Genomic DNA, 17,075 nt, shown 5'->3' with positions numbered 1-17,075 from the left:
GGAGATTCAAACCTAACTCAATGTTTTTACTGGATCTTGCGGCGGATCCTACCGGATCATAAAAGAAGATCAAGTATCGATAATGAATATTATCGATACTTGAATAGTGGTAAAACCACCCATCAATCCAACGTGGATTCTCTTAAATTCAGTCGCGTCTTCCACTCAATTCGTCAGCTAGCAAATCGGTTTATTGTGATGACCGGGCACTCTTTTTCCAAGGGATAAGAGGGGTTGTTGAGCACGAGCATGGGTCAAATAGGAAAGAGATAACAAAAGGGAAAGGGATGGGCTTTGAGGGGAAAGGTAACGAAGAAGGGGCTAAATAGCCCCCTCTCATCGAGCTCAATTAGGGCTTGGCCAAGGAGAACAGCGCAAAGAAATTACGGCTGGTGACGTCTGCCAATTCGGTCAGCGTCACCTCCTTGAGATCGGCCACAAACTGGGCAACGTCGCGCACGAAGGCCGGTTCATTCTCTTTGCCTCGATGCGGTACCGGCGCCAGATAAGGGGCATCGGTTTCAACCAGCAGCCGCTCGAGGGGCAGCGCTCGCACCACCTCTTGCAACGCCTTTGCATTGCGGAAGGTGGCGATGCCGGAGATGGAGATGTAGAACCCCATCGCCATGGCCGCCTCGGCCATCTCGAGGGACTCGGTAAAACAGTGCAACACTCCACCAACCTGGTCGGCCCCCTCCTCCGCCATGATCCGCAACGTATCGACCTGGGCGTCGCGGGTATGGATGATGAGCGGCTTACCAAGTTCACGCGCTACCCGGATGTGTTGACGGAATGACTCCTGCTGCACCGTCTTGTTCTCCGGTGAGTAGTAGTAATCCAGACCGGTTTCACCGATCGCCACCACCCGCGGGTCAGCAGCCTGGCGGCGCAGCAGATCGACATCGACGCCCGGCTCCTGATTGAGCGGGTGCACCCCGCACGAGGCAAATACCTGTGGGTAGGGCGCGATGGCCTGGAGCATGGAGGGGAACTGCTGTTGGGTCACACTGACACAGAGAAAGTAACCCACCTCCTGCGCCTTGGCCTTGGCCAGCACGCTGGCCATGTCGGACTGCTTGTCGCCATAACTCAGGCGATCGAGATGACAATGAGAATCTACGAGTAACATAGGAATTCCGACAAAGTTACAACCAGCGGCACAACCACTGATGAAGATGGATCATGGGATTAGTCAGTAGCCCCGGCTGACAGTGCTCCCGGATGGCGAGCAGCCCCTGCTGTGCATCGAGCAGTCGCTCGGTCGAGCACTGGCGAGCCAGCTCACCGACGGGGTCGGCCAGATCCGGCATGTTGAGCTGAGCCGCCGGACAACCGGCCTGCACTTTAAGCGCATCGGCCAGCAACAGTTGCAGCCATTGCAGATGACGCTCGAGATCGCCGTTGATGCTGGAGGCCAGAGCCGCCAGCCGGCTCGGATCTTCTGGCAATCGGCACAGGGAGGAGAGCAGCTCACGGCGCTGGGCATCCCCCCCCTCCTCCAGGTACTGCCTGACCCGCAGCGGAGCGCCGCGGCAGAGCCTCACCTGGCTCTGCGTAGCACTGATCCCCTGCTCCTCCAGCCAGCGCAGCGTCACAGACTCCGGCGGGATCGGACACAGGTGTTTGTTGCAACGACTGAGGATGGTCGGCAGCAAGCGGGAAGATTGGCTGGCCAGCAGCAAGATCAGGCTGTCGCCCGCCGGCTCCTCCAGGGTCTTGAGCAAGGCGTTGGCCGCCGCCTCGGTCATGCGTTCGGCCCCTTCAATGATGACCACCTTGCCACGGCCGAGCTGGGCACTCTCACCAAGGCGGCGGCAGATCTCACGCACCGGATCGATGCCGATGCTCTTGCCCTCTACCCCGATGCGCCCGAGATCCGGATGGTTGCCCTTGCTAAATAGCTGGCAGGCATGGCAGTGGCCGCAGGCCTGATCGTCGACATGCTGCTGGCAGAGGTGACGCTGGGCCAGCGCATCGGCAAGTTGCTCCTTACCGAGCCCCTCATCACCGAGCAGTAGCCAGGCGTGCCCGAGCCGGCCAGCGCGGGCCACCTCCAGCAGGTTGAGCCACTCTTTTCTCAGCCAGGGATACATAGGTAGTGATCCAATGCAGCTTCGATGGCCTGTTTCACCTCGTCCGGTGTCTTGCCGGCATCGATGATGCAGATGGAGGGATCCCCATCGGCCAATGAGAGATAACGTTCACGGGTTCGTTCGAAGAAGGGGAGTTGCTCCTGCTCGATGCGATCCAGCGCGCCGCGATGGCGAGCCCGCGTCAGGCCAAGGGCCGGCTCGATATCGAGATAGAGGGTGAGGTCCGGCTTGAAGTCGCCGAGCACCGCCTGTTTGATCCCGTCGATGAGTGCCGCCGAAATGCCGCGCCCCCCGCCTTGATACGCTTGCGAGGAGAGATTGTGACGATCGCCCACCACCCAGGCGCCGCGCGCCAACGCCGGCTTGATGCGATTCTCGACCAGTTGTACCCGGGCGGCATAAAGCAGCAGCAGCTCGGCTTCCACGGTCAGGCGCTCTTCGTGCACCTCTTTCACCAGGGCGCGCATCTTCTCTGCCAGCGGCGTGCCACCCGGCTCACGGGTACACTCGATATCGGTGATCCCGTGGCGATTCAGCCAGTCGGTGACATAACGGATGGCGGAGCTTTTGCCCGCCCCTTCCAGACCTTCGATTACGATAAATTTGGACATCAGGGCTTCTTCAAAATGTATTGGCGTACCGCGCTGTTATGCTCTGCCAGGGTCTTGGAGAAGTAGTGCTCCCCGCCCCCCTTGGCGACGAAATAGAGGTAATCGCTCTGCTCCGGATTGAGTGCAGCCTCAATGGCCGCCTTGCTCGGCATGGCGATTGGAGTGGGCGGTAAGCCATTGATAACATAGGTGTTATAGGGGTTGTTGTCGGTCAGATCGCTGCGGCGGATGTTGCCATCATAGCGATCCTTCACCCCGTAAATCACGGTCGGATCCGTCTGCAACTTCATGCCTAACCGCAACCGGTTAACAAACACCGATGCAATCAGGGGACGTTCCGATGGCTGCGCCGTCTCCTTCTCGATGATCGACGCCATCACCAGCGCCTCATAGGGAGTCTTGTAAGGCAGCTTGTCCTGGCGCTTTTGCCACTGCTCTTCCAGAAAACGTTGCATTTTGGCATGCGCTTGGCGCAGCAGTGCCAGATCGGTGGTGTGAGTGGTATAGGCATAGGTTTCGGGCAGGAACCACCCTTCCAGCTTGCCGCTCTCGATGCCAAGCTCAGCCGCCAGCTCTTCGTCGGATTGCTCGCGGGTGATCCGCTCCAGATAGGGGGCACTCTTGAGCTGAGTGCGCCACTCCTCGAAGCGGGACCCCTCGACGAAGGTGATGTTGAACATGAACTCCTTGCCCGAGGCAAACAGCGAGAGCACCTCGGTCAGACGCGCCCCCTCCTTGACCTCGTAGGTACCGGACTTGATCAAGGTGAGATCGGGGTGACGTCGCAACCACAATCGCACCGCCCAGTCCGGCAGTTGATCCTGGGCCAAGGCTTCGATGACCCGGGCGGCATGCACCCCCTTCTCGACCGTATAAAGGCGGGTTGGCCCCTTGATACTCATCTGATCTACCGCGTCATACTGACGGTAGACGTGAATGCCGCCCATCACCGCCGCCAGAGTAACGGCGACGGCAGCCAGCTTGAGTCCTTTAGACTTCAATTAGCAAACGCTCCTGTAACTGGCGAATCAGCTGGCCATGCCGATAGCGGATCTGCTCGATACGATTGACTGGTACCAGCCCCATCAGGGCGTTGGTCAGCCACACCTCTTCGGCATGCCAGAGAGACTCCAATGGAGCCTCCACGATTCGCAATTCAATACCCATCGCTTTGAGCGCCCCCATGACCCAGCGGCGCATGACGCCATCGACGCCACTGTGAGTCAGATCCGGGGTAAACACCGTCTTGTCGCGGCGCCAAAACAGATTGGCACTGACCCCTTCGACCAGGGCTTTGCGCGTGTTAAGCACTATACCTTCGACCGCATCCCGTTGTTGAAGTTCGAGTTTTAACATCACCTGCTCGAGGCGGTTGAGGCTTTTGAGGCCGGCCAACATCGGCAACTCCCCCAACACCTGTTGGCACACTACCAGATCAATCCCCTCCTCCTGCCAACGCTCATAGTGGGAAGGATAGGGAGAGGTAGTCAGGATCCAGCGGGTCTCGTCACACCCTTGCGTCGCGTAACCGCGGCCGCCACTGCCCCGGGTGATCATCAACTTGGCACACCCCTGCTCCATGGACGCCACCTGGCTCATCACCCGCTGCGACAATGCCTGCCAATCGGGTGGATCAATCGCCAGCTTGGCACACCCCCGTTGCAGCCGGGAGAGGTGGGCATCCCACATCTGTATCCGACCATTCCACACCCGCATGGTGGTGAAGTGTCCATCGCCATAGGCCAAACCTCGGTCGAGCACGTCGATCCGATCCTGCATCCTGCCGTTGACCAGTGTCATCACACCTCCGATAAAAAAGCCCGATACCGGGGGGTATCGGGCCTGATGACGATCGCCCTAGGGACGATTATACGCGCTTGAAGATCAGCGAGCCATTGGTGCCGCCAAAGCCAAACGAGTTGGAGAGGGCATACTCGAACGCCCCCTTCTTGGCCACATGGGGCACCAGATCGAGATCGCACTCCTCGTCCGGGTTATCCAGATTGATGGTCGGCGGAGCCACCTGATCGCGCAGGGCCAGCACGGTGATGATGGCCTCAATGGCGCCGGCCGCACCCAGCAGGTGACCGGTCATCGACTTGGTGGAGCTGACCATGACAGACTTGGCATGCTCACCCATCACGCGCTTCACACCACGCAGCTCGGCCACGTCGCCCAGCGGAGTGGACGTACCATGGGCATTGATGTAGCCAATCTGGCTAGCGTCGATGCCGGCATCTTTGATGGCGGCCAGCATGGCGCGGGCAGCACCGCTGCCATCATCGGGCGGTGCCGTCATGTGATGAGCGTCGCCACTCATGCCAAAGCCGACCAGCTCGGCATAGATCTTGGCGCCACGCGCCTTGGCATGTTCGTACTCTTCCAGTACCAGTACACCGGCACCATCACCCAGTACGAAACCATCGCGCTCCTTGTCCCACGGACGGCTCGCCTTCTGCGGCTCGTCATTGCGGGTAGAGAGCGCCTTGGCGGCGGCGAAGCCCCCCATCCCCATCGGGGTGGAGGCCTTCTCGGCGCCACCGGCCACCATCACATCGGCATCACCATAGGCGATCATCCGGGCGGCCATGCCGATGGCGTGGGTGCCCGTGGTGCAGGCGGTGGTTACGGCGATATTCGGACCTTGTAGCCCCTTCATGATGGAGAGGTGACCAGACACCATGTTGATGATGGTGGAGGGCACGAAGAAGGGACTGATCTTGCGGGCGCCACCCTTGATCAGGCTGTCGTGATTCGCCTCGATGAGCCCAAGGCCACCGATACCGGAACCGATAGCGACACCGATCCGATCGGCATTGTGCTCATCGATGGTGAGCGCCGCATCCTCGATGGCCTGCAGACCCGCCACGACACCGTATTGGATAAAGAGATCCATCTTGCGGGCCTCTTTACGATTGATGCCATACTGCTCGGCATCGAAATCTTTGACCAGACCGGCAAAACGGGTGGGGAAATCGGTGGTATCGAAGTGGTCGATGTGGGTAATGCCGCTCTGACCCTGGAGCAGGGCCTGCCAGCTGGCTTCAGCGCTGTTGCCTACCGGGGAAAGCATGCCCAGGCCGGTCACCACGACTCTGCGTTTTGACACTGAGGTAGTCTCCGAGAGGAATTTTAGGAAAGCTGGATAGAAGAAGCGGCCCGCAGGCCGCTTCTCGCAACACAAGAAAAGTTATTCTTGGTTGGCGTTGATGTAGTCGATAGCCGCTTGAACAGTGGTGATCTTCTCAGCTTCTTCATCAGGAATTTCGGTGTCGAATTCTTCTTCAAGGGCCATTACCAGCTCAACGGTGTCCAGGGAGTCAGCGCCCAGATCGTCGACGAAGGAAGCGCTGTTCTTGACGTCTTCTTCTTTAACGCCCAGCTGCTCGACGATGATTTTCTTTACGCGTTCTTCGATGTTGCTCATGACCTGAATTTTCCTTTAAAAATACGCAATTGCGTCTGGTTGCAGTAGTTTATTCAAATGACGTGACTTTGCAAGCAACTTGCTTCTGGTCAAACCACGAAAATGCACGAACTTCGGCGTATTATCGCAATTTCGAACAGATCTCACGACAAATTGATTACACCATGTACATACCGCCATTAACATGCAGCGTCTCGCCGGTGATGTAACTTGCCTGTTCTGAGGCAAGGAAAACCACAGCAGCAGCGATCTCTTTCGGATCGCCAAGGCGCGCAGCCGGCACCTGATTCATGATACCGGCACGCTGCTCTTCGTTCAGAGCACGGGTCATGTCGGTCTCAATAAAGCCGGGCGCCACCGCGTTGACGGTGATACCACGGGAGGCCACTTCACGGGCCAGGGACTTGGTAAACCCAATCAGGCCTGCCTTGGCGGCGGCATAGTTGGTCTGCCCTGCATTGCCCATGGTGCCGACCACAGAACCAATGCTGATGATGCGACCATAACGTTTTTTCATCATGGCCCGCAATACCGGCTTGCTCAGGCGATAAAGAGATGTGAGGTTGGTCTCGATGATATCGTTCCACTCATCGTCCTTCATCCGCATCAACAGGTTGTCGCGGGTGATGCCGGCGTTGTTGATGAGGATGTCCACCTCACCAAAACGTGCCTTGATGGCGCCAAGCACCTGCTCAACAGAAGCGGCGTCGGTCACATTGAGTGCCAGACCGCAGCCCTGCTCGCCCAGATAGGCGCTGATGGCTTCGGCGCCGCTCTCGCTGGTGGCGGTTCCCACCACCTGGGCGCCCTGGGCGGCAAAGGCCTCGGCAATAGCGCGGCCGATGCCGCGGCTGGCGCCGGTCACCAGAACAACCTTGTCGGTAAAGCTCATCTCGTTACTCCTGCTCAATTAACCTTGGCCAACGCCGCCTCGAAAGAGGCCGGATCGTTGGCGTGGATCCCTTCGACACGGGCATCACAGCGCTTGGCCAAGCCGGTCAACACCTTGCCAGGCCCCATCTCGATAGCGAGTGCAATGCCGTCATCGGCCATGGCCACCACGGTTTCGCTCCAGCGCACCGGGCTGTAGAGCTGGCGAACCAGCGCCTGCTTGATGGCAGCGGGGTCGCGCTCTTTAGCCACGTCCACGTTGTTGATAACCGGGATCAGCGGGGCCTTCACCTCGATACCTTCAAGGGCCGCGGCCAGCTTTTCGGCCGCCGGTTTCATCAGGGCGCAGTGAGAAGGCACAGAGACCGGCAGCGGCAGTGCACGCTTGGCGCCGGAAGCCTTCATCAAGGCGTTGGCCCGCTCGACCGCCTCTTTGTGGCCGGCGATCACCACCTGCCCCGGGGAGTTGAAGTTGACCGGAGAGACCACCTGCCCTTCGGCAGCCAGTTCACAGTTGGCGGCGATGGCGTCGTTATCCAGACCGATGATGGCCGCCATGGCACCGGTGCCTTCCGGCACGGCTTCTTGCATGGCAAGGCCACGCAGCTCCACCAGTTTCACCGCGTCGGCAAAGGCCAGCGCGCCACTGCACACCAGGGCGGAGTACTCACCCAGGCTGTGGCCCGCCATCACGGCCGGCTGCTTGCCGCCCTGTGCTTGCCACAGGCGCCACAGGGCCACTGAAGCGGTCAGCAGCGCAGGCTGAGTACGCCAGGTTTTGCCGAGCTCTTCGACCGGCCCCTGCTGCACCAGTGCGAACAGATCGTAGCCCAGCACGGCGCTCGCCTCGGCGAAGGTCTCCTTGATGATCGGGTGCTGTTCGGCCAGCTCGGCCAACATGCCAACGGACTGGGAGCCCTGGCCCGGGAAGGCGATGGCGAATTGAGTCATGTCAAACTCCTTGCAAAAGAAGAGATCGGGATCAGAAGCGAACCAGGGCCGAGCCCCAGGCAAAACCGCCGCCGAATGCCTCGAGCAGCACCAACTGCCCGCGCTGAATGCGACCATCGCGCACCCCTTCATCGAGGGCAATGGGAACCGAGGCGGCCGAGGTGTTGCCGTGCTTGTCGAGAGTCAGCACCACCTTATCAAGGCTCATACCAAGCTTCTTGGCGGTGGCATTGATGATGCGATAGTTGGCCTGGTGCGGCACCAGCCAGTCAAGCTCGCTGGGCTCGACGCCGGCCGCCGCCAGGGTTTCGGTCACGATCTCGCTAAGGCGGGTGACCGCCACTTTGAAAACATCGTTGCCCTTCATATACATGTAGGCTTCCATCTCGGAGCCTGTCATGCCGCGACGCGGTTGGGGCAGCTTGAGCAGATCGCCGTAGCGACCATCGGCGTGCAGATGGGTCGAAAGAATGCCCGGTGTGTCGGAGCGGCCGATCACCACGGCCCCTGCCCCATCACCAAACAGGATGATGGTGCCGCGATCGGTCGGATCGCACATGCGTGAGAGCACGTCGGCCCCCACCACCAGGACGTTGCGGGCGGCGCCGGATTTGACAAACTGATCGGCGATGGAGAGGGCGTAGGTGAAGCCGGCGCAAGCGGCGGCGACGTCGAAAGCCGGAATACCGGTCACCCCGAGCATGGCCAGCAGCTCGCAGGCCGCGGCCGGAAACGCATTCTCGGCGCTGGTGGTACCCAGCACTATCATGTCGAGATCGTCAGGGGTCAGACCGGCGGCATCCAGCGCACGCAGTGCGGCCTGATAGCCCAGGCTGGCGACGGTGTCACCCTCATCGGCGATGTGGCGCTCACGGATACCGGTACGCTCAACGATCCACTCGTCACTGGTTTCCACCATCTGTTCAAGATCGGCGTTGGTTCGCACCGAGGCTGGCAGGTAACTGCCGGTTCCCAGAATTTTGCTGTGCATAGATGTAATTATTGATCCCTGTCGGAGAGGACAGTTTCCAGGCGATCGGCAATCTGGGCAGGGAGTTGTGCTTTGACTTCCCCTGCCGCTAGCAAGATCGCATGACATAGGGCCCGCTCATTGGCGCTGCCGTGACTTTTTACCACAATACCGCGCAATCCTAACAGACTTGCGCCGTTATACTGGTCGGGGTTCAAGTTGGAAAAGCGTTGTTTGAGCAAAAATGAGGCGATACGGCCAATAAAGGTACGTTTTCGTCCTCCCATGCCCACCGCATCAGCCATCATGCGTGCGACACCCTCCGCCGTTTTCAAGGCGACATTGCCGACAAACCCGTCGCAGACAATGACATCGGCCTTGCCGCTGAACAGCTCGTTGCCTTCCACAAAACCGATAAAATTCAAAGCGGGACACTGACCGAGTAGCTCGGCACTGTGGCGCACCAGATCGTTGCCCTTGATCTCCTCTTCCCCCACGTTGAGCAGCGCCACCTTGGGATGGGCTATCCCCTCAACCCGTTCGGCCAGCACGGCCCCCATCACCGCAAATTGCAGCAAGGCGTCGGCATCACAGCTGACATTGGCCCCGAGATCGAGCAGATAAGAGCGCTTGCCCTCCAAGGCGGGCAGCCCCTTTACCAGCGCGGGACGATCGACGCCAGGCAAGGACTTGAGCACACATTTGGCCATCGCCATCAGTGCCCCGGTATTACCGGCGCTGACGCAGGCCCCAGCCTCGCCACTCTTGACCAGCTCGAGAGCCAGCCGCATGGAGGAGTCTTTTTGATGACGCAGGGCGTGAATGGGTTTTTCCCCCATGCCCACCACTTGTGAAGCATGCAGGAGACGAACGCGGGGATGAGAGAGCAGGCCATGCTGGCGCAGCAGAGCATCGCAACGGGAGAGGTCGCCCACCAGGATCAGATTGAGCCGGGGCAGAAGCGACAGTGCCTGCACGGAGGCAGGCACTGTAACCGAGGGGCCGTTGTCACCCCCCATTATGTCTAACGCGACAGTGAGCGCAGACAAAGGCACGCCTTAGGCGATAACCTTTTTACCGCGGTAGAAACCATCGGCAGTCACATGGTGACGACGATGAGTTTCACCACTGGTCTGATCAACAGTCAGTGCAGCAGCGGTCAGGGCATCGTGGGAACGACGCATGCCACGCTTGGCGCGGGTTTTACGGTTCTGTTGTACGGCCATGGTAGGCTAACTCCTAATTCACTTACGTTTGAGTTCTTCAAGAACTGCAAAGGGATTCGGGCGCTCATCAGCAGGTTCGATGTGACCAAAGCTCATCTCCATCTTCCCTCTCGGGCACTCATCCACAGGGTGCATGGGTACCAGCGGCAGGGCGAGGATGAGTTCATCCTCCAGGATTTGATGCAGGTCTATCTCGCCATTTTCATCCAATTCAATGGGCTCATAAGCTTCCGGCAGCTCTACCTCGTCAGTTCTTTCGAACATCGGAGTATAGATGAATTCAGCTTCACAACGGTGGGTGAATGTCTCTCCACAACGTTGGCAAATCAGATTGACCTCGGCATGGGCAGTGCCTTTCATTACAGTCAGCTTCTGAACATCTTTACCAAAGTGCAGGGATGCGTCCACATCACCGAGCAAGCCAGCGGTTGACTCCTCCAGCCTGGGCATCTGCGACTTTTCCACTATCCCGACATAATCGAGCAGCTTCAAGGCAGTACGAACTGGATCAACCTTTACGGGCAACTTCACCTTTTGCATAGGGCGCGAATGATATAGATCCAAGGGCTTATAGTCAAAGGAAAAACCACTTACCGCGATGATTTTTAACGCACAACTCCCTAGAATGGCGGGACTTGCCTTCATCGGAGTGACAGTATGCCAGAAAAAGTGATTCTCGCCTCAACTTCTCGCTATCGCGCCAGCCTGCTCAGCAAGCTCGGCTTCCCCTTCGAGATGCAGGCGCCGGATGTGGACGAGACGGCGCATGCCGGGGAGAGCGGCGCGGATCTGGTGCTCAGGCTCGCCATCGCCAAAGCCCGCGCCGTGGCCGAGCATCATGATCACGCGCTGGTGATCGGCTCTGATCAGGTGTGTGTCTGCGATGATCGCATTCTTGGCAAACCCGGTAACTTCGATAACGCCCTGGCGCAGCTCAAGGCGGCGCAGGGGAAATCGGTCATCTTCTACACTGGCCTTTGCGTGATCAACGCGGCCACCGGCGAGCAGCACGCCATGGTTGAGCCCTTTAGCGTGCATTTTCGCGCTCTGGACGATGCCGCACTCACCCGCTACCTGCACGCCGAGGAGCCCTATGATTGCGCGGGCAGTTTCAAAAGCGAAGGCATGGGGATTGCTCTGTTTCGTGCCCTGGAGGGGCGCGATCCCAACGCCTTGATCGGCCTGCCACTGATTGCCCTGATCGAGCTGCTCGCGCGTCATGGCCTCACCCTCCCCTGACCAGGCGGGAGCGTGACAAATAAAAACGGGGCCCATGGCCCCGTCTTGCACTCACCCCAGCGTCTGTCGCAGCTCAGTCATGGAATCGACCAATGCGACCGGGGAAAAACCGGCCAACCTGGCGCGAGAATCCACCCCCCAGGTCACCCCGATCCTGTTCATGCCAAGCGTGGCCGCCATCCCCAGATCATGCACCGAGTCGCCGATCATCACCGCTTGCTCCAGCGGTATCGCCAGCTCATCCAGCAGTTGTGTCAGCATCAGGGGATCGGGCTTGGAGCGCGCCTCATCGGCGCCGCGACTGGCGGCAAACAGGGAACGCAGCCCCGTATCATCGAGCACCCGATCAAGCCCGGCACGGGATTTACCGGTGGCCACGGCCAGTAAAATCCCCTGCCCATGCCAGGCATGCAGCAACTCGCTGGCCCCATCAAACAAGGGGCTCGGCGTGGGATCATGACGCCAATGGTGGCGATAGCGCTCCACCAGGCGGGCCGTTTGCGCTGAGTGCTCGTCGTCGTCAAACAGGCGGGCCAGACCGGCCGAGAGGCTCAACCCGATGATCCGTTTCGCCTCTTCTTCATCGGGTATGGGATAGCCGCAGTCACGGGCCGCCCCATATACGCAGGCGACGATACGCGCCACTGAGTTCATCAGGGTGCCATCCCAATCGAAGATGGCCAGCCGAACCTGTTGCCGCCACGCCATCGTTAGCGTTCCAACTGATTGAGAAACGCCTCAAGCGGTTCGCCAAGCGGGGCTTCAACCTTGATCTCACGCCCGTCAGCCGGATGGGTGAAGGTCAGACGCCAAGCGTGCAGGAACAGGCGATTGAGCCCTTTCTCACGCATCTTTTCGTCAAACTGGGCTTCACCATATTTGTCATCGCAGGCGATAGGATGGCCGGCGTGCAGGGTGTGCACCCGGATCTGGTGGGTACGCCCTGTGATGGGGCTGCACTCCATCAGTGTCGCCTCGGCAAACTGGCGCACGATGCGAAACCGGGTCTCGGAAGGCTTGCCATCGGCGCTCACCCGCACCACGCGCTCGCCAGACTGCAACTCATTTTTACGCAGCGGCGCACTCACCACCTTGACGTGGGACTGCCAGCGTCCACGCACCAGGGCCAGGTATTGCTTGCGCATGGTCTTGCTGCGCAGCTGCTCATGCAGGCCGCGCAGGGCACTGCGCTTCTTGGCGATCAGCAGCACGCCCGAGGTGTCGCGGTCGAGGCGGTGTACCAGCTCCATGAAGCGGGCGTCGGGGCGCAATGCTCGCAGCCCTTCGATGACACCGAAGCTCACCCCGCTGCCACCGTGCACCGCCATACCGGATGGCTTGTTGAGCACGATGATGGCGTCATCTTCGAACAGGATCTGCCCTTCAAGCCGCTGGATGCTGCTCAGGTTGGCCGAGGGCAGTTCATTTTTCTCGGCCACCCGCACCGGCGGCACGCGCACTTCGTCGCCGACATTGAGTTTGTATTCGGGTTTGACGCGCTTTTTGTTTACGCGCACTTCCCCCTTGCGCAGGATGCGATAGATAAGGCTCTTGGGAACCCCTTTGAGCTGAGTCTTAAGAAAGTTATCGATGCGCTGCCCTTCGTGCTCAGCTTCGATGGTGAGCAGCTGCACTTGTTGTGTGATCTGTGTCATAGGCCGCGGATTCTATCACCCTCCCCCTCCCCTTGGCTGCCCTGTTTTTATAAAAACCGTGAAAAATGCCGCCTTGCTATGGGTCAGGTTTAAATGGGATAATAAAGGCGGTTTTGTAAGACCGCTCAAGCCTTGTTCAACGTGGGCGTATCATCACCCATTCCGCCCGTCAGGCCAAGGTCACGTATCGTTGGACACTGTGCCAAGGAGCGATGTTGATGCATGGAGAGCGCAGTGCACAAAACCACACATTGTCTCCACACTGGAAGCCTTTTCATCCCCTGCATCCCTATCAGGGCATGACCAATGCGCCCAAGTTTGTAGCGCCTCATGCATACCCCAACCGGGAGGTTGCCCCCGTATGCTGCAGACCCGAGGCCGGCGCTGGCTGCGCTCCTGTGGAGGAAAACACATGACACAACAATGAGAAATCAATGAAAAGAATGCTGATCAACGCGACTCAGGAAGAAGAGTTGCGCGTAGCGCTGGTTGACGGACAACAGCTCTACGACCTCGATATCGAAAGTCCGGGACACGAGCAGAAGAAAGCCAACATCTACAAGGGTAAAATCACCCGGGTAGAGCCCAGTCTCGAAGCTGCCTTCGTCGATTACGGCGCCGAGCGCCACGGTTTCCTGCCGCTTAAGGAGATCGCCCGCACCTACTTCCCCTCCGGTTACTCCTATCAAGGCCGTCCCAATATCAAAGAAGTGATCCGCGAGGGTCAGGAAGTGATCGTCCAGATCGATAAGGAAGAGCGTGGCACCAAGGGTGCAGCCCTCACTACCTTCATCAGTCTGGCCGGCAGCTACCTGGTGTTGATGCCGAACAACCCCCGAGCCGGCGGCATCTCCCGTCGTATCGAGGGTGATGAGCGCACCGAGCTGAAAGAGGCCATGAACGGCCTGACCGTGCCGGATGGCATGGGCCTCATCGTGCGTACCGCCGGCGTGGGCAAATCCCAAGAAGAGCTGGAGTGGGATCTGAACGTCCTGCTCAACCATTGGGAATCGATCCGCAAGGCCGCCGAGAACGTACCGGCCCCTGTGCTGATCCACCAAGAAAGCAACGTCATCGTGCGCGCCATCCGCGACTACCTGCGTCGCGACGTGGGCGAGATTTTGATCGACAACCCCAGCGTGTTCGAGCGCGCCAAGTCTCACATCGAGCTGGTACGCCCTGACTTCATCAGCCGGGTCAAGCAGTACAAGGGTGAAGTGCCCCTGTTCAACCACTTCCAGATCGAAAGCCAGATTGAATCGGCCTTCCAGCGCGAAGTGCGCCTCCCCTCCGGCGGCAGTATCGTCATCGATCCGACCGAGGCCCTGACCTCCATCGACATCAACTCGGCGCGCGCCACCAAGGGCGGTGACATCGAAGAGACCGCCTTGCAGACCAACCTGGAAGCGGCCGACGAGATCGCTCGCCAGCTGCGTCTGCGTGACTTAGGTGGCCTCATTGTCATCGACTTCATCGACATGACCCCGGTGCGTCACCAGCGTGAGGTAGAGAACCGCCTGCGCGAAGCCGTGCATCAGGACAGGGCCCGCATCCAGCTCGGCCGGATCTCCCGTTTCGGTCTGCTCGAGATGTCGCGTCAACGTCTGCGCCCCTCCCTCAACGAGTCGAGCAGCCACATCTGCCCCCGTTGCCAGGGTCAGGGGGTTATTCGTGACAACGAATCACTGGCCCTCTCCATCCTGCGCCTCATCGAAGAAGAGGCGATGAAGGACAACACCGAACAGGTGCACGGCCAGGTGCCGGTCGACGTCGCCGCCTATCTGCTCAACGAGAAGCGTGGCGCCATCGCCAGCCTCGAGCAGCGCAACGACGTGCGCGTCTACATCATTCCGAACCAGCATCTGGAGACCCCGCACTACGAGGTCACCCGCATTCGCAAAAATGAGATCCCGGAAGCGGCCAGCTACGAGCTCAAGACCGAAGTGGTCAAGCCGGCTTACCAGCCGCGCCAGGTTCAAGTGGTCGAGCGTGACCAGCCGCTGCTGCAAGGCTTTAGCCAGCCGAGCAAGCCGGCTCCCGCCACCCCGGTCACCGCCGTGGTCAAGGTTGAAGAAGAGCAGGTCAAATCCGGCTTCCTGAGCCGTCTGTTCGGCTCTTTGTTTGGTTCCGCCAAGCAAGAAGAGCGCGAGGCCCCCGTCGTTGCCAGCGAACCTGAGCAAAAGACGCACCAAAAGAGCGACACCCGCCGCCGCCAGCCTCGCGAAGATAACCGCCGTGAGCGTGGTGATCGCGATCAGGCGCGCCGTAGTGAACGTCGCCGCGACGAGCGCAGCGCCCGCCCTGCCGCCGAAGAGAAGAGCGAAACGGCGTCCCGTGATGACCGCACCAAGCGTCCACGTAAGGAGCGTGAACCCCGTGAGGAGCGCCAACCGCGCGAGGCCCGCACCGAACGCGAACCGCGTGAAGAGCGTCAGCCCCGTGCCGAGCGTGCGCCGCGCCAGGAGCGAGCCCCGCGTCAAGAGCGCGAGCCGCGTGCCGACAAGCCGCAGGTTGCACCGGTTCGTGAAGCCGAGCTGAGCCAGCAAGAGCAGGTGCAGCGCCAAGAGAAAGAGCAGAAGGTGGCTGAACGCCGCGAACGTCGCCAACTGCGCAAGCAGATCCGTGCCGATGTAGCCGACGCCGCCGTCGTGGCAAGCGAAGAGGTGAGCGTGCAGCCCAGCGCTGCTGCGGCTGAATCGCAAACCGCGCTCAAGGCTGAAGGTGTAGACGAGGCCCAGCGCCGTCAGCGTGAGCGTACGCCGCGCGAAGGCCAGCAACGTCGCAAGCGCATCAATGAAGACGTGCGTCGCCAGCGTGAGGAAGAGCCAGCCATGGCCGAAGAACAGCCGGTGGTCACCGCTAGCGCTCCGGCGGTGGAAGAGATCGAGCACCCCATGGTGAACGAGACGCCGGCTCTGGCCGCTGAAGCCGCAGCGCCGCTGTTTGGTGCGCCGGTGGTAGCCCCCGCCCCCGTTGCTGCGCCAGTAGAGGCCAAGGCCGAAACCATCGCACCGCAAGGCGTCGTCTCGGAAGTCGTAGAGGCTGAGGTCGTAGCACCGACCGCCCCTGTGGCTGCCGAGGAAGTGCCGGCCCCGGCCGTTGCTGAAGCGGTGCAACCGGCCCCAGCCAGCATGGCCGTCGCCGAACCCGCTCCGGTTGAGGCACCTGTGATCTCCGATCCGAAGGCCAAGGTAGTGGCCAAGGCGGCGCCCAACCGTCAGGCAGCAGGCCAAGGCGTGCTCGCCCGCGCTCGCCGCGCCACCGCTCCCATGACCCGTCCTGAGCCGGCTCCTGCCCTGCCCGCTCGTGAGCCGGTTGCTTATCCGCCGCTGGTGCGTGCCGAAGTGGAAAGCTCTGGTCGTCATGGTGGCCGCAGCGCCGCCCAGCATCAGGCCAACAGCCCGGCTGGACGCCCTTGATCCTCTGATTTGTCAGAGCCGTAAAAGAGCCACCTCAGGGTGGCTCTTTTTTTATGTATCCCCTGTGCTCGCCGATGGCGCGATGACTGAGCCAACTCCATCGGGTTAGGTCGCTAGGGAATGCGACAACCGGCCAGCGCTACCCAGCCAAGATGGCCCCACCAAGCGCGTTTCCCCAAGTCCCCATCATCATTGGCTATGCGGATCACGCCCCCTGCCCTAGTTTGCCCTCGAATTCAGCCATGAGTTGCAATCACACGGCGGACAACGGCACCACCGCCCTCAAGGCGTAGGATTCTTGCCGCCACTCACCAGATACAAACGAATCAACGCGCCAGTGTAAGAAGGATTTACCCACCCCTTCCCCACCTGGTTTTCCCTATGGCTCTGCCAATCCGATAGTTCCGCGCTCTCCACGTCATGATGCGCCTTTGCCTTTCGCTTCGAGCCATGAAGACGTTTGTTCCCCTCTATCGTAGAGAACTGTTTTACAAGGTTTAGGAGGTCGGAAATGTGGAGCGCTGTTGGTATTAATGTGTAATTCCACACTCTTGTGTGATGGCATATAATACCAATATCCTTTGATCTGCATC

At 59.9% G+C, this 17,075-nt stretch carries 17 protein-coding genes; 2 read left to right on the top strand and 15 right to left on the bottom strand.

Annotated elements, in window-relative coordinates:
* Positions 1 to 349: 349 nt before the first annotated feature.
* From BN1134_RS15970 to yceD, 13 genes are all read right to left on the bottom strand, one after another.
* Complete coding sequence (locus tag BN1134_RS15970; RefSeq protein WP_042048433.1) at positions 350 to 1,129, bottom strand: TatD family hydrolase; 780 nt, start codon at positions 1,127 to 1,129, stop codon at positions 350 to 352.
* 16 nt (positions 1,130 to 1,145) lie between these two features.
* Positions 1,146 to 2,093 carry a DNA polymerase III subunit delta' gene (gene holB, locus BN1134_RS15965; RefSeq protein ID WP_042048431.1) on the bottom strand — a complete coding sequence of 316 codons (948 nt, stop codon included), beginning with the start codon at positions 2,091 to 2,093 and terminating at the stop codon, positions 1,146 to 1,148.
* Complete coding sequence (tmk, locus tag BN1134_RS15960) at positions 2,078 to 2,704, bottom strand: dTMP kinase (protein WP_042048429.1); 627 nt, start codon at positions 2,702 to 2,704, stop codon at positions 2,078 to 2,080. Before tmk ends, holB begins: the two co-directional genes overlap by 16 nt.
* The gene (gene mltG / locus BN1134_RS15955) at positions 2,704 to 3,705 is read right to left on the bottom strand and encodes an endolytic transglycosylase MltG (protein ID WP_232300667.1); all 1,002 of its coding nucleotides are present in this window, start codon (positions 3,703 to 3,705) and stop codon (positions 2,704 to 2,706) included. The genes tmk and mltG overlap by 1 nt, the downstream gene beginning before the upstream one ends.
* Positions 3,695 to 4,504, bottom strand: a complete 810-nt coding sequence (pabC, locus tag BN1134_RS15950) for an aminodeoxychorismate lyase (protein ID WP_042048428.1) — start codon at positions 4,502 to 4,504, stop codon at positions 3,695 to 3,697. Before pabC ends, mltG begins: the two co-directional genes overlap by 11 nt.
* A gap of 67 nt (positions 4,505 to 4,571) precedes the next feature.
* A complete protein-coding gene (gene fabF / locus BN1134_RS15945) occupies positions 4,572 to 5,813 on the bottom strand; it encodes a beta-ketoacyl-ACP synthase II (RefSeq protein ID WP_042048426.1) in 1,242 nt (413 codons plus the stop codon).
* 81 nt (positions 5,814 to 5,894) lie between these two features.
* Positions 5,895 to 6,131 carry an acyl carrier protein gene (gene acpP, locus BN1134_RS15940; protein ID WP_005352645.1) on the bottom strand — a complete coding sequence of 79 codons (237 nt, stop codon included), beginning with the start codon at positions 6,129 to 6,131 and terminating at the stop codon, positions 5,895 to 5,897.
* Between the two features lie 157 nt (positions 6,132 to 6,288).
* On the bottom strand, positions 6,289 to 7,023 hold the full coding sequence (gene fabG / locus BN1134_RS15935; RefSeq protein ID WP_042048424.1) for a 3-oxoacyl-ACP reductase FabG: 735 nt from the start codon (positions 7,021 to 7,023) through the stop codon (positions 6,289 to 6,291).
* A 14-nt stretch (positions 7,024 to 7,037) separates the two neighbouring features.
* Positions 7,038 to 7,973, bottom strand: coding sequence for an ACP S-malonyltransferase (fabD, locus tag BN1134_RS15930; protein ID WP_042048422.1), 936 nt, complete (start codon positions 7,971 to 7,973; stop codon positions 7,038 to 7,040).
* A 31-nt stretch (positions 7,974 to 8,004) separates the two neighbouring features.
* Entirely contained in the window at positions 8,005 to 8,964 is a 960-nt protein-coding gene (locus BN1134_RS15925) for a beta-ketoacyl-ACP synthase III (protein WP_042048421.1), read from the bottom strand.
* Positions 8,965 to 8,972: 8 nt separating this feature from the next.
* On the bottom strand, positions 8,973 to 9,992 hold the full coding sequence (gene plsX, locus BN1134_RS15920) for a phosphate acyltransferase PlsX (RefSeq protein WP_042048420.1): 1,020 nt from the start codon (positions 9,990 to 9,992) through the stop codon (positions 8,973 to 8,975).
* 9 nt (positions 9,993 to 10,001) lie between these two features.
* The gene (gene rpmF / locus BN1134_RS19435) at positions 10,002 to 10,169 is read right to left on the bottom strand and encodes a 50S ribosomal protein L32 (RefSeq protein WP_060586081.1); all 168 of its coding nucleotides are present in this window, start codon (positions 10,167 to 10,169) and stop codon (positions 10,002 to 10,004) included.
* An 18-nt stretch (positions 10,170 to 10,187) separates the two neighbouring features.
* A complete protein-coding gene (yceD, locus tag BN1134_RS19430) occupies positions 10,188 to 10,709 on the bottom strand; it encodes a 23S rRNA accumulation protein YceD (protein ID WP_084214843.1) in 522 nt (173 codons plus the stop codon).
* 117 nt (positions 10,710 to 10,826) lie between these two features.
* Between yceD and BN1134_RS15910 the strand changes: the two genes are divergently transcribed.
* Complete coding sequence (locus BN1134_RS15910; RefSeq protein ID WP_042048418.1) at positions 10,827 to 11,408, top strand: Maf family protein; 582 nt, start codon at positions 10,827 to 10,829, stop codon at positions 11,406 to 11,408.
* A gap of 51 nt (positions 11,409 to 11,459) precedes the next feature.
* Here the strand turns inward: BN1134_RS15910 and BN1134_RS15905 are convergent, their stop codons facing one another.
* Together BN1134_RS15905 and rluC are read right to left on the bottom strand one after the other, a co-directional pair.
* Positions 11,460 to 12,116, bottom strand: coding sequence for an HAD family hydrolase (locus tag BN1134_RS15905; protein ID WP_042048416.1), 657 nt, complete (start codon positions 12,114 to 12,116; stop codon positions 11,460 to 11,462).
* 2 nt (positions 12,117 to 12,118) lie between these two features.
* On the bottom strand, positions 12,119 to 13,063 hold the full coding sequence (gene rluC, locus BN1134_RS15900; RefSeq protein WP_042048415.1) for a 23S rRNA pseudouridine(955/2504/2580) synthase RluC: 945 nt from the start codon (positions 13,061 to 13,063) through the stop codon (positions 12,119 to 12,121).
* A 434-nt stretch (positions 13,064 to 13,497) separates the two neighbouring features.
* Here rluC and rne point away from each other — a divergent pair, with 434 nt between their 5' ends.
* The gene (rne, locus tag BN1134_RS15895; protein ID WP_042048413.1) at positions 13,498 to 16,482 is read left to right on the top strand and encodes a ribonuclease E; all 2,985 of its coding nucleotides are present in this window, start codon (positions 13,498 to 13,500) and stop codon (positions 16,480 to 16,482) included.
* Positions 16,483 to 17,075: the final 593 nt, after the last annotated feature.

The sequence above is a fragment of the Aeromonas simiae genome (genome assembly GCF_000820125.1).
GTDB classification, from domain to species: domain Bacteria; phylum Pseudomonadota; class Gammaproteobacteria; order Enterobacterales; family Aeromonadaceae; genus Aeromonas; species Aeromonas simiae.
This window is presented reverse-complemented; position numbering and strand designations above follow the sequence as displayed.

Coding starts and splice junctions, on each gene's coding strand:
- BN1134_RS15970 (WP_042048433.1), bottom strand. CDS start 1,129: ATGTTACTCGTAGATTCTCATTGTCATCTCGATCGCCTGAGTTATGGC.
- holB (WP_042048431.1), bottom strand. CDS start 2,093: ATGTATCCCTGGCTGAGAAAAGAGTGGCTCAACCTGCTGGAGGTGGCC.
- tmk (WP_042048429.1), bottom strand. CDS start 2,704: ATGTCCAAATTTATCGTAATCGAAGGTCTGGAAGGGGCGGGCAAAAGC.
- pabC (WP_042048428.1), bottom strand. CDS start 4,504: ATGACACTGGTCAACGGCAGGATGCAGGATCGGATCGACGTGCTCGAC.
- acpP (WP_005352645.1), bottom strand. CDS start 6,131: ATGAGCAACATCGAAGAACGCGTAAAGAAAATCATCGTCGAGCAGCTG.
- fabG (WP_042048424.1), bottom strand. CDS start 7,023: ATGAGCTTTACCGACAAGGTTGTTCTGGTGACCGGCGCCAGCCGCGGC.
- fabD (WP_042048422.1), bottom strand. CDS start 7,973: ATGACTCAATTCGCCATCGCCTTCCCGGGCCAGGGCTCCCAGTCCGTT.
- BN1134_RS15925 (WP_042048421.1), bottom strand. CDS start 8,964: ATGCACAGCAAAATTCTGGGAACCGGCAGTTACCTGCCAGCCTCGGTG.
- rpmF (WP_060586081.1), bottom strand. CDS start 10,169: ATGGCCGTACAACAGAACCGTAAAACCCGCGCCAAGCGTGGCATGCGT.
- yceD (WP_084214843.1), bottom strand. CDS start 10,709: ATGCAAAAGGTGAAGTTGCCCGTAAAGGTTGATCCAGTTCGTACTGCC.
- BN1134_RS15910 (WP_042048418.1), top strand. CDS start 10,827: ATGCCAGAAAAAGTGATTCTCGCCTCAACTTCTCGCTATCGCGCCAGC.
- BN1134_RS15905 (WP_042048416.1), bottom strand. CDS start 12,116: ATGGCGTGGCGGCAACAGGTTCGGCTGGCCATCTTCGATTGGGATGGC.
- rluC (WP_042048415.1), bottom strand. CDS start 13,063: ATGACACAGATCACACAACAAGTGCAGCTGCTCACCATCGAAGCTGAG.
- rne (WP_042048413.1), top strand. CDS start 13,498: ATGAAAAGAATGCTGATCAACGCGACTCAGGAAGAAGAGTTGCGCGTA.